Origin of the sequence: Streptomyces cyaneofuscatus (assembly GCF_000718135.1) — a bacterium.
GTDB classification, from domain to species: domain Bacteria; phylum Actinomycetota; class Actinomycetes; order Streptomycetales; family Streptomycetaceae; genus Streptomyces; species Streptomyces cyaneofuscatus.
The window spans coordinates 488839-500526 of sequence record NZ_JOEM01000005.1 but is presented as its reverse complement, the minus strand read 5'-3'; the positions used below and the strand labels follow the sequence as shown (position 1 = coordinate 500526).

Here is an 11688-nt window from a genome sequence, read left to right as displayed (position 1 = left end):
CCCCACGGCACCCGCCCCCACCGGTCCCACCCCCCCCTGGGACCGGTGGGGGCGGTGTCGGATCCGGTGGGCCAGGGGTCACCCGGTGGGCGCCTCGCCCGGGTCCGAACCCGCCCTCGCACTCCAGGAGATCGCCGGCGGCCGCACCCGCGAACACAGCGGCTGCCCCTTCGCGTCGGTCAGCCCCAGCCGCCCGATGAGCTGCCCGGAACGCGCGGCCGCTTCGAGAATCCCCGGCTCGATGTCGCTGAACATCAGCTTGGCGCGGCGGAACATGGAGAAGAGCCCGGCCTCGTCCACGGTCCCCCACGACAGATAGACGAACCGCCCGCCCAGCCGGTTCTGGATGTACGGCCCCGAGATTTCGACCCCGTCCGCCGTGGCTTCCGCCGCGCACTCCAAGGTCCAGGAAGCGCTCGGAGCATCCCCGGGGCAGATCCCGAGCAGCTCACCCGGCCGGTCCTTGCGCTGAACGCCGACGTGGATGTTCTCGAACCCGGGAAAGTCGGAGTCCGGCCCGCAGGTGCGGCCGGGGAGCGCTGAGGCCTCGATAAGGATCTGCATGCTCCCCATGGTCCGTCACCGCGACGGAACGGCCCCGTGAAGGTCGATTTCCGGCCAAGCTCTAGAGGAGGTCCGCGGGCGCACTCCCGTACACGGCCTCCAGCCGCCCCACCACCTCCGCCATCTCCTCGTCCCCGCCCGCGAACTCCACGGCATCGATCCGCCGCACCGGCGCGATCCCCTGCGAGTTGCAGATGAAGGCGCCCCGGTACGCGCCCAGCCCGTCCAGCGTCACCGCCCTTCGGGCCGACGGCTCCCCGGCCGCCGCGAGGCCGCGCTCCAGCAGCGCCATGGTGATGCCGACGAGCGCGGGAGCGTCCGGCCACACCACCGAACTCCCGTCCCAGAGGCCGATGTTGGTGGTGGCCCCCTCGGTCACCACTCCGCCCGGCGCGGTCAGCAAGGCCTCGTCGAACCCGGCCCGCGCGGCGAGCATCCCGTAGTACGTCTGCCCGAACTCGCCCGGCCGCTTGATGTGCGGCACCGCCCGGGCGTACGGCACCGACATCAGGCTCCGGCCCCCGGGCGCCATCGAGGCGGGCTCGCGGACGGTGACCATCACCCGCGTACGGCTCTCCCCGGGCGGCAGGAACCCGTGCACCCGCACGGACGCGTCCCGCATCCCGGCTCGGTCCAGGGCGCCCCGGATCAGCTCGCGCACCCGGCCCCCGTCCAGGGGCAGTTGGAACAGCTCCCGGTTCGCGCCGTCCAGCCGTTCGAGGTGCAGCCCGAGCCCCCGCACCCTCCGGTCCCGGACCTGGAGGGCGGTGAAGTGGCCGAACCCGAAGAGGGCGGGGACGCGGAGGTCCTCCTCGGTGGCGGGGTGGCCGTCCATCTCGACGTAGGGGAGGGGGTGGGGGAGAGGCGGGGGCGGTGCGCTCGTCATGGGGCAACCGTAGATCGCCGCATCCTCCGGCGACTACTTGACCTCAACCATGCTTGAGGCTGAAAGCTCGACGCCATGGACACCACATCCGCACCCACGACGTCCCCCGCCCCCCTCAAGGTCGCCGTCATCCTCGGCAGCAACCGGGAAGGCCGCTTCGGGCCGGTCATCGCCGACTGGTTCCTCGGCCGGGCCGCCCGGTACGACGGCATCGAGACCGAGCTCATCGATGTCGTCACCGCCCGGCTCCCCGACGCACTCTCCTTCAGCCCCGGCCCCGAGGAGGCGGCCCGGGTCGCGGCGGTCTCGGCACGGCTGGCGGCGGCCGACGCGTTCGTCGTGCTCACCCCCGAGTACAACCACTCCTTCCCCGCCCCGCTGAAGAACCTCATCGACTGGCACCGCGCCGAATGGCAGGCGAAACCCGTCGCCTTCGTCTCCTACGGCGGCAGGTCGGGCGGTCTGCGGGCCGTCGAGCAGCTCCGCCAGGTCTTCGCCGAGATGCACACGGTCACCGTCCGCGACACCGTCTCCTTCCACAACGCGGGCGCCCTCTTCGACGACGAGGGCAACCACCGCGACCCGGCGGACGTCGACGCGGCGGCCAAGGCGCTCCTGGACCAGCTGGCCTGGTGGGGCAACGCCCTGCGCGACGCGCGAAACCGCCATCCGTACAGCGCCTGACCCCCTCCGGGCCGACAATCGGTGCACGGGCGGGAGCACCCCCGCCGTCCGGGCAGGAGCCCGCCGTACTCCGAGGAGACCGACGATGACAGCGCCGCCGGCATGGCTGACCGTACTGACCACGACCGACAGCGAGGAGAAGGCCCACGAGCTGGCGCAGGGGGCGGTGGAGGCCCGGCTGGCGGCCTGCGCGCAGATCTCCGCGCCCGTCACCTCGGTCTACCGGTGGCAGAACGCCATCGAGTCGTCCGAGGAGTGGCAGGTGCTGTTCAAGACGGCGTCCGGGCGCTACGAGGAGCTGGAGGAGTACCTCCAGGAGGCGCACGACTACGACACCCCCGAGATCATCGCGATCCCGGTGATCCGGGGCAGCGCCCGCTACCTCGGCTGGGTCACGGCGGAGACGGCTCCCGCAGCCGCCCTGTGACGGCGGCCATGAGCACCCTGGACCCGGGCTCCCCGCCCACCGACGAGCTGCCGTTCTTCGTGTACGGGACGCTGCTCCCCGGCGAACCCAACCACGACCTGTTCCTCCGCGGCCGTACGTCGGCGGAGCGAGCGGCCGTCCTGCCCCGGGCCCTGCTGTACGACGGGCCCGGCTACCCGTACGCCATCGACGGCCACGGCCGCGTCCACGGCACCCTGCTCACCGCAGCGCCCGGGGTGTACGGGGAGCTGCTCGGGCTCCTGGACCACCTGGAGGAGTACCTCGGGCCCGGCCACCCGCGCAATCTGTACGAGCGGGTCGTCCGCGAGGTCGAGCTGCCGGGGGAGGTGGCTCCCGGGGCCCGCGAGGGTCAGGGACTTCCCGGGACCCGGGCCTGGGTCTACCTCGCCGCGGCCGCCGTCACCCGCTCCCTGCGGACGAGCGGCAGCGTCATCGCCGAGGGGCGGTGGGTCACCGGGCGGCCTCCAGGCGGACTGCGCACACCTTGAACTCCGGCATCCGCGAGACCGGGTCGAGCGCCGGGTTGGTCAGCGTGTTGGCCCGGCCCTCACCCGGCCAGTGGAACGGCATGAACACCGTGTCCGCCCGGATCGCCCCGGTGATCCGGGCCGGCGCCACCGCCCGCCCGCGCCGGGACGTCACCGCGACGGGCTCGCCCTCGGCCACCCCGATCCGCTCCGCCAGGCGCGGGTGCAGCTCCACGAAGGGGCCGGGCGCCGCCGCGTTCAGCTCGTCCACCCGGCGGGTCTGGGCCCCCGACTGGTACTGCGCCACCACCCGCCCCGTCGTCAGCACCACCGGATACTCCCGGTCCGTCTCCTCGGCCGCCGCCCGGTGCACCACCGGCACGAACGAGGCCCGCCCGTCCTCCGTCGCGAACCGGTCCAGGAAGAGCCGCGGCGTACCCGGGTGGTCCGCGTCGGGGCACGGCCAGAAGACGCCGTCCTCGGCCGCGATCCGCTCGTAGGTGATGCCCGCGTAGTCCGCCGCACCGCCCGCCGAGGCCCGCCGCAGCTCCTCGAAGACCTCGGCCGGGTCGGCCGGGAACCCCTTGCCGTGGCCCAGCAGCCCGGCCAGGGCGTGCAGCACCTCCAGGTCGCTGCGCACCCCCTCCGGCGGGTCGAGCGCCCGCCGCCGCAGCACCACCCGGCCCTCCAGGTTGGTCGTCGTCCCGCTCTCCTCCGCCCACTGCGTCACCGGCAGCACCACGTCCGCCAGCGCCGCCGTCTCGGAGAGGACGACATCCGCCACCGCCAGGAAGTCCAGGGAAGCCAGGCGGCGTTCGACGTGCGAGGCGTGCGGGGCGGAGACCACCGGGTTGGAGCCCATCACCAGCAGCGCCCGCACGTCCTGGCCCAGCGCGTCCAGCAGCTCGTACGCGCTCCGCCCCGGCCCCGGCAGGCTCTCCGGATCCACGCCCCACACCTCCGCGACATGGCGGCGGGCGGCCGGGTCGGTCAGCTTGCGGTAGCCGGGCAGCTGGTCGGCCTTCTGGCCGTGCTCCCGGCCGCCCTGCCCGTTGCCCTGCCCGGTCAGGCACCCGTACCCGGACAGCGGCCGCCCCGCCCGCCCGGTGGCCAGGCAGAAGTTGATCCACGCGCCCACCGTGTCCGTCCCCTTGGCCTGCTGCTCGGGTCCCCGCGCGGTCAGCACCATCCCGCTCTCCGCCCCGCAGAACAGCTCCACCGCCTCGCGCAGCCGCGCCACCGGCACCCCGCAGATCCGCTCCACCAGCTCCGGCCAGTGCGCCATCGCCCCGGCCCGCGCTTCCTCCCACCCGCGTGTACGAGCCCGTACGAACTCCTCGTCCACCCGCCCCTCCGCCACCACCAGGTGCACCATCCCGAGCGCCAGGGCCAGATCGGTGCCGGGGCGGGGCGCCAGGTGCAGGTCGGCCTGTTCGGCGGTGCGGGTGCGGCGCGGGTCGATGACGATCAGCCGGCCCCCGTTCGCCTTCAGTTCGGTGAGATACCGCAGGGCGGGCGGCATCGTCTCGGCGAGGTTCGACCCGACGAGGATCACGCACCCCGTCCGCGGGATGTCCTCCAGCGGGAACGGCAGCCCCCGGTCGAGCCCGAACGCCCGCTGGTGCGCGGCTGCCGCCGACGACATGCAGAACCGGCCGTTGTAGTCGATCTGCGAGGTCCCGAGCACGACCCGGGCGAACTTCCCGAGCGCGTACGCCTTCTCGTTGGTCAGCCCGCCCCCGCCGAACACCCCCACCGCGTCCGCCCCGTGCGCCGCCCGCACCCCGCCGAGCCCTCCGGCGATCCGCCCCAGCGCCTCGTCCCAGCCCGCCTCCTCCAGCTCGCCGCCGGGCCGCCTCCGTACCAGCGGGGAGGTCAGCCGGACCCCCCGGCGCAGCACGGCGGGCGCACTCCGCCCCTTGCCGCACAACGCGCCCCGGTTGACCGGGAACCCGGTGCGCTCCACCACTTCGGCCACCTCCGGGCCCGCCACCGGGCGCAGGCTCATCCCGCACTGGAGGGCGCAGTACGGGCAGTGGGTGGGCGTCTCGGTACCGGTCATGGGCTCAGCCTGCGAGAGCGGTATTACGGGGACGGGGGCACCGGGTTACGCCGCCGGAACGCCCCCCTCAGCCCGCCGCCCGGCGCGCTGTGAGGTCCCACGTCACGGCGTCGCCGACGCCAGCGCCTCCGTCACGCCCGCCTCCTGAGGCCCCAGGAAGCGCGGGTCGGGGCGGAACAGGGCGTCCAGGGCCGCCTTCCCCGACGCGGCCAGCTCCCGGGTGCCGCCGTAGTACCAGGTGGCGTCCCGTGGCTCGTCGACCGCGACCCCGTACGCGTCGATCCCGGCGGAACGGCACAGCGTGGTCGCCCGGTGGATGTGGAAGCCCTGGCTCACCAGCACCGCCCGGTCGACCCCGAATATCTTCTTGGCCCGCACACACGAGTCCCAGCTGTCGAACCCGGCGTAGTCGCTGACGATCCGGTCGTCCGGCACCCCGCGCTCGGTCAGATACGTGCGCATCGCGTCCGGCTCGTCGTACTCCACCCGGCTGTTGTCCCCGGTGACCAGGACGACCTTCACCTTGCCCGTGCGGTACAGCTCGGCCGCCGCGTCCAGGCGGTGGGCCAGATACGGGGTCGGCCGACCCTTCCAGAGCCCGGCGCCGAACACCATGGCGACCTCCCGGGCCGGGGCGTCCGCCGTGGTCCCCACCCGTGCGTCGGCGCCCAGCCGCATCCAGGTCGCGGGCAGCAGCGCCAGCACGCAGAGGGCCATCAGCCCTTGCACGGCGAGCCGCCGGCGACGGGAGCGCGGCAGCCGCAACCACGGTCTGGGCTTCTTCGCGTTCGCGCCACCCTCCGACGCCGCCCGCGCTCCCGACGCCGCCCGCGCTCCCGACGCCGCCCGCGCCCCCGGCGTATCCCGCGCCCTTCGCATCCCTCGCATCCCTCGCACGAGAGCCCCCCTCATTGTCCGTACCGTCGTTCGGTCCCACCCCACCTGACGAGCGAAACGCCCGAAAGGTTCGCCGACCGGCAGAAACGGGTGCAGGCCCCCGCCCCGCACACCGGCCACCACCCCGCCGTGAGGGGGTGGAAAACCTCCGTGACCCTCGCGCAACGGCCCGGCAACCTCCGCCCGGCACCATCGGTCCATGACGGAGCCGTCCACGCAGCAGCCTCGCCGGTCACCGCTTCCGCCCACCGCCACCGACACGGACAGCGGCGGCCGCTCCACCGTGCCGCTCGACAGCACCGCGCAGCTCCTCACCCGTGTCACCGCCCAGCTCGCCACCCAGCTCAGCCTCGTCTCCCGGAACGGAACCCGCAGGCCCATGCACCGCACCCGGCCCTCCGACACCCCCAGGCTCCCCGCCGCGCCCCGGCCTTCCCCCGCCGAGGCCGCCCCGCCCACCCTCCTCGTCGTCGCCCACGGCAGCCGCGACCCGCAAGCCCTGCGGACCGCCCTCGCGCTCCTGGACCGGGTCCGCGACCTGCGCCCCGGCCTCGACGTCCGGCTCGGCCACATCGAGCTGAACCAGCCGCTCCTCCCGGACACCCTGGACGGCCTGCGCGGCGCCGACGCCGTCCTCGTACCGCTGCTCCTGGGGCGCGGCCACCACGTCAAGCACGACCTGCCCGCCGCCGCGGCCGCCGCCCCCTCCGTACGCACCCGGATCGCCGCCCCCCTCGGGCCGCACCCCCTGCTGGTGGAGGCGCTGTACGGGCGGCTCGTGGAGGCGGGCTGGGACCCCGCCGACGAGGGGGGCCGCCGCGCCGCCGTGGTCCTCGCCGCCGCCGGGTCCCGCGACCCCGACTCCGCCCAGGACACCCGGCGTACGGCCCGGATGCTCGCCGAGCGGCTCGGCGGGGTGCCCGTCGTCCCGGCGTACGCCTCCGCCGCCACCCCCACCGTCCCCGCCGCGCTGCGCGCACTGGCCGCCCGGGGCCGGCACCGTACCTTCGTCGCCTCGTACTTCACCGCGCCCGGCCGCTTCGCGAGCGCCGCCGCGAGCGCCGCACCCCGCACCGCCGCCGTTCCGCTCGGCGCCCACCCGGCGATGGCCCGCCTCCTCCTCCACCGCTACGACCAGGCACTGTCCGCCACCGCGCCCTCCGAGATGGTGAGCTTGCTCGCTTCCGCCTGACTCCCCGGCCCGCTCACGACACGTTGTCCGTCCCGGTCGCTACTGTCGGGACCATGGACGGCACACAGGGCGCACGCGGGGCAGATCAGACACACGGCACATCAGGTACACCAGCCACATCAGGCACACCAGCCGCACACAGTGAGCGGGGCACCGGGAGCAGTTACGGGCCCGCCGACACCGAGCGCTTCGACACCGAGCAGGACAAGCGCCCCGGCCGCACCGCCTTCCAGCGCGACCGCGCCCGGGTGCTGCACTCCGCCGCGCTGCGCCGGCTCGCCGGGAAGACCCAGGTGGTCACGCCCGGCACCCGTTCTCTCGTCTGGGACGCCAGCCCCCGCACCCGGCTCACCCACTCCCTGGAGTGCGCGCAGGTCGGCCGCGAGCTGGGGGCGGTCCTCGGCTGCGACCCGGACCTCGTGGAGACGGCCTGTCTCTCCCACGACATGGGCCACCCGCCGTTCGGCCACAACGGCGAACAGGCGCTCAACGACTTCGCCTCCGACTGCGGCGGCTTCGAGGGCAACGCCCAGTCGCTCCGGCTGCTGACCCGCCTGGAGCCCAAGCGGTTCGTCCACGACCCGCGCACCGGCGAGCTGGTCAGCGTCGGCCTCAACCTGACCCGGGCCGCCCTGGACGCCGCCACCAAGTACCCCTGGCCGCGCGGCGCGCACCCCACCGACCCGCACTCGGTGAAGTTCGGCGTGTACGCGGACGACCTGCCGGTCTTCGAGTGGGCGCGGAAGGGCGCACCCGAGGGCCGCACCTGCTTCGAGGCCCAGGTGATGGACTGGTCCGACGACGTGGCGTACTCCGTGCACGACTTCGAGGACGGGCTGCACGCCGGGCACATCGACCCCAACTGCCTCTACGCCGAGCCGGAGCGCGAGGAGATCTTCGCCGTCGCCATCGGCCGGTACGTCCCCGTGGACACCGACCCGCAGGAGCTGGCCGAGGCGCTGGACCGGCTGATCGACCAGGAGTGGTGGCCGCACGGGTACGACGGCTCCGCCGTGGCCCAGGCCCGCCTGAAGGACGCCACCAGCCAGCTCATCGGACGGTTCTGCACCGAGGCCGAGACCGCCACCCGCGAGCTCTACGGCCCCGGTCGCCTCACCCGGTACGGGGCGGAGCTCGTCGTTCCGCGCACCGTCCGCAACGAGTGCGCGGTCCTCAAGGCGGTCGCCGACCGTTACGTGATGCAGCGCACCGAGCAGGAGACACTCCGCGCCGACCAGCGCATCGTCATCGCCGAACTGGCCGCCGCGCTCACCGCCCGCGCCCCCGAAGGCCTGGAGCCGCACTTCCGGGCCCTGTTCGACCAGGCGCCCGACGACCACACCCGTAAGCGCGTCCTGGTCGACCAGATCGCGGCGCTCACCGACGCCTCCGCACGATCCCTGCACGCCGCGCTCACCGCGCGCCGCGGCTGAGGGGCAGACTGGAGAAGACCGGAGAAATGACCACTGGGTGTGACCTGTCCGGGGCACACCCTCTTTCGCCATCACGCTGCGTGCGGGACGCTCGCAGCCGGAGGCGCCGCGCAGCACAGCACTGAGGAGGCATCAAGTGGTCGACGCACATCGGACATTCGTCATCGTCGGAGCGGGACTCGCAGGGGCGAAGGCGGCCGAAACACTCCGCGCGGAAGGGTTCACCGGCCGGGTGATCCTCATCGGGGACGAGCGCGACCACCCCTATGAGCGGCCGCCGCTCTCCAAGGGCTACCTCGGCGGCAAGGAGGAACGCGACAGCGTCTTCGTCCACGAGCGCCCCTGGTACGCGGGCGCCGACGTCGAACTCCACCTCGGCCAGCCCGTCACGGTCCTCGACCGGTACGCGAAGACCGTGCAGCTCGGCGACAACACCGTCATCCACTACGACAAGCTGCTGCTCGCCACCGGCTCCGAACCCCGCCGCCTCGACGTCCCCGGCACCGACCTGGCGGGCGTCCACCACCTGCGCCGCCTCGCCCACGCCGACCGGCTGCGCAACGTGCTGGCCGCCCTCGGCCGCGACAACGGCCACCTGGTGATCGCCGGGGGCGGCTGGATCGGCCTGGAGGTCGCCGCCGCCGCCCGGGGGTACGGGGCGGAGGTCACCGTCGTCGAGTCGGAGCCCACCCCGCTGCACCAGGTCATCGGCCCCGAGCTGGGCCAGATCTTCACCGAGCTGCACAGCTCGCACGGCGTCCGCTTCCACTTCGGCGCCCGCCTCACCGAGATCGTCGGCCAGGACGGCATGGTGCTGGCCGCCCGCACCGACGACGGCGAGGAGCACCCCGCCCACGACGTGCTCGCCGCGATCGGCGCCGCCCCCCGCTCCGCCCTCGCCGAGGCCGCGGGCCTGGAGATGGCCGACCGGGCGCACGGCGGCGGCATCGCCGTGGACGCCGCGCTGCGCACCTCCGACCCGCACATCTACGCCGCCGGGGACGTCGCCGCCGTCGCCCACCCGCTGCTCGGCGTCCGGCTGCGCGTCGAGCACTGGGCCAACGCCCTCAACAGCGGACCGGCCGCCGCCCGCTCCATGCTCGGCCAGGACGTGACGTACGACCGGGTGCCGTACTTCTTCTCCGACCAGTACGACCTGGGCCTCGAATACTCCGGTTGGGCGCCGCCCGGCTCCTACGACGAGGTGATCATCCGGGGCGACGCGGGGAAGCGGGAGTTCATCGCGTTCTGGCTCAAGGACCGCCGCGTCCTGGCCGGGATGAACGTCAACGTGTGGGACGTGACGGAGACGATCCAGGAGCTGATCCGGGCCGGTCAGCAGCACGACCCGGAGGCGCTGGCCGACCCGTCGGTGGAGCTGTCCTCCCTGCTCTGACGACCTGCCGGAGAGCAGCGGATCACCCGGGGCGATCCGGGTGATCCGCTGCTCCATGGGCATACGGTGTTGCGCATGGAGCACGGCACCGATGAGCTGGACAGCCTCGTACGCAAACGCATCCGCGCCCTGCGGGTGGCGCAGGGCTGGTCGCTGGAGGAGCTGGCCGGCCGGGCCAACCTCAGCCAGTCCTCGCTCAGCCGCATCGAGAACGGGCAGCGCCGCCTCGCCCTGGACCAGCTCGTCACGCTCGCCCGCGCCCTGGACACCACCCTCGACCAGCTGGTGGAGACCGCCTCCGACGACGTCATCACCAGCCCGATGATCGACGGCGCCCACGGGCTGATGCGCTGGGCAGTCAAAGGCGACCCCGGTATGACCGTCGTACGGCAGCGGATGACCGAGCCGCCGCCGGACAACCCGGCCCGGATGCGCGCGCACCCCGGCCGGGAGTGGCTGGTCGTCCTCTCCGGCACCGCGGTCCTCATGCTGGGCCACCGCCGCTTCCGGGTGGAGACCAACCAGGCCGCCGAGTTCCCGACGATGCTGCCGCACGCGATCGGCGCCGAGGGCGGCCCGTGCGAGATCCTCGGCATCTTCGACCGCGACGCCCGCCGAGGCCACCTGCGCGACACCCGGCGCACCGGGAACGACTGCGCACCGGACCTGTCGCACACGACATGACGGCGCAAGTCGTTGCGCGCCCGGCACAGCAGGTGGCCACCTTCTTGCCAATACCGGGAGGGACCGTGCTGCTGAGGCATACCCGTCCTACGGTGGCCGCATGACCCACGCACACACCCACACCCACACCCACGACCACGACCACCACGGCGAAGCCGAGATCCTCGACCTGGACGCCCAGGTCCTCGCCGAACACCTCACCGCCCTCACCGGATGGCTCCCCGTCCAGGCGCCGCCCCGCCGGATCGTCGACCTGGGCTGCGGTACGGGAACGGGCACCTTCGCCCTCCTCGACCGCTTCCCCGAGGCGCACATCACCGCCGTCGACACCTCGGCCGCCCACCTCCAGCGCCTGCGCGAGAAGGCGTGCGCCCGGGGTGCGGAGGGGCGCGTACGGACCGTTCAGGCCGACCTCGACGCCGCCGACTGGCCCGACCTCGGCTCCCCGGACCTGGTGTGGGCGTCGGCCTCGATGCACCACATGGCCGACCCCGACCGGGCTCTGAAGGCCGTCCACGACCTGCTCGTCCCCGGCGGACTCTTCGCCGTGGTGGAGCTGTCCGGCTTCCCCCGCTTCCTGCCCGGGACCGCCCCCGAGGACCGCCCCGGCCTGGAGGAGCGCTGCCACGAGGCGAGCGACCGCTTCCACGCCGAACACGTGCCGCACCGCGGTGCCGACTGGGGCCCGAAGCTGACCGGGGCCGGATTCACCGTCGAGGACGAGCGCAGCATCACCGTGGACATCGGCACCACCGACGGCTCCCGCAGCGAGGCCGTCGGCGCCTACGCCCTCGGCAGCCTCCGCCGCCTGCGCCACAGCGTGGCCGGGACGCTCGTGCTCGAGGACCTGGCCGCGCTCGACCGGCTGCTCGACACCGAGGGCCCCAACTCGCTCCTGCGCCGCGACGACCTCGCCGTACGCACCGAACGCACTGTCTGGGCCGCCCGCCGGACCGGCTGACCGCGCGCTTCGGC

12 protein-coding genes are annotated in these 11688 nt (G+C 73.9%); 8 read left to right on the top strand and 4 right to left on the bottom strand.

The genetic code is table 11. From position 1 onward, the window contains the following. Positions 1 to 78 precede the first annotated feature (78 nt). Positions 79 to 564 carry a DUF5990 family protein gene (locus IF17_RS0111360; RefSeq protein ID WP_030564766.1) on the bottom strand — a complete coding sequence of 162 codons (486 nt, stop codon included), beginning with the start codon at positions 562 to 564 and terminating at the stop codon, positions 79 to 81. A gap of 61 nt (positions 565 to 625) precedes the next feature. After that, entirely contained in the window at positions 626 to 1450 is an 825-nt protein-coding gene (locus IF17_RS0111355) for an aminotransferase class IV (RefSeq protein ID WP_030564764.1), read from the bottom strand. Positions 1451 to 1525: 75 nt separating this feature from the next. On the opposite strand from IF17_RS0111355, the gene IF17_RS0111350 reads away from it, so the two are divergent. The 3 genes from IF17_RS0111350 to IF17_RS0111340 all read left to right on the top strand — a co-directional run bounded on the left by IF17_RS0111350 (position 1526) and on the right by IF17_RS0111340 (position 3070). Beyond that, positions 1526 to 2134: an NADPH-dependent FMN reductase gene (locus IF17_RS0111350; protein WP_030564762.1), complete on the top strand. Its 609-nt coding sequence runs from the start codon at positions 1526 to 1528 to the stop codon at positions 2132 to 2134. An 85-nt stretch (positions 2135 to 2219) separates the two neighbouring features. Further along, positions 2220 to 2561, top strand: a complete 342-nt coding sequence (gene cutA, locus IF17_RS0111345) for a divalent-cation tolerance protein CutA (protein WP_030564760.1) — start codon at positions 2220 to 2222, stop codon at positions 2559 to 2561. Positions 2562 to 2569: 8 nt separating this feature from the next. Further along, entirely contained in the window at positions 2570 to 3070 is a 501-nt protein-coding gene (locus IF17_RS0111340) for a gamma-glutamylcyclotransferase family protein (RefSeq protein ID WP_106980166.1), read from the top strand. Here the strand turns inward: IF17_RS0111340 and IF17_RS0111335 are convergent. Next, positions 3033 to 5111, bottom strand: a complete 2079-nt coding sequence (locus IF17_RS0111335; protein WP_030564756.1) for a molybdopterin oxidoreductase family protein — start codon at positions 5109 to 5111, stop codon at positions 3033 to 3035. The two genes, IF17_RS0111340 and IF17_RS0111335, sit on opposite strands and share 38 nt — an antisense overlap. 102 nt (positions 5112 to 5213) lie before the next feature. Beyond that, positions 5214 to 6023, bottom strand: coding sequence for a SanA/YdcF family protein (locus IF17_RS0111330; RefSeq protein ID WP_425315162.1), 810 nt, complete (start codon positions 6021 to 6023; stop codon positions 5214 to 5216). Positions 6024 to 6207: 184 nt separating this feature from the next. Here IF17_RS0111330 and IF17_RS0111325 point away from each other — a divergent pair, with 184 nt between their 5' ends. From IF17_RS0111325 to IF17_RS0111305, 5 genes are all read left to right on the top strand, one after another. Beyond that, a complete protein-coding gene (locus tag IF17_RS0111325; RefSeq protein ID WP_030564752.1) occupies positions 6208 to 7200 on the top strand; it encodes a sirohydrochlorin chelatase in 993 nt (330 codons plus the stop codon). 53 nt (positions 7201 to 7253) lie between these two features. Then, complete coding sequence (locus tag IF17_RS0111320; RefSeq protein ID WP_030564749.1) at positions 7254 to 8633, top strand: deoxyguanosinetriphosphate triphosphohydrolase; 1380 nt, start codon at positions 7254 to 7256, stop codon at positions 8631 to 8633. 136 nt (positions 8634 to 8769) lie between these two features. Beyond that, positions 8770 to 10029: an NAD(P)/FAD-dependent oxidoreductase gene (locus tag IF17_RS0111315; protein ID WP_030564747.1), complete on the top strand. Its 1260-nt coding sequence runs from the start codon at positions 8770 to 8772 to the stop codon at positions 10027 to 10029. Positions 10030 to 10104: 75 nt separating this feature from the next. After that, a complete protein-coding gene (locus IF17_RS0111310; RefSeq protein ID WP_030564745.1) occupies positions 10105 to 10713 on the top strand; it encodes a helix-turn-helix domain-containing protein in 609 nt (202 codons plus the stop codon). A 100-nt stretch (positions 10714 to 10813) separates the two neighbouring features. Then, positions 10814 to 11674 (top strand): class I SAM-dependent methyltransferase, encoded by an 861-nt coding sequence (locus tag IF17_RS0111305; protein ID WP_030564743.1) that lies wholly within the window; start codon positions 10814 to 10816, stop codon positions 11672 to 11674. Positions 11675 to 11688 lie beyond the last annotated feature (14 nt).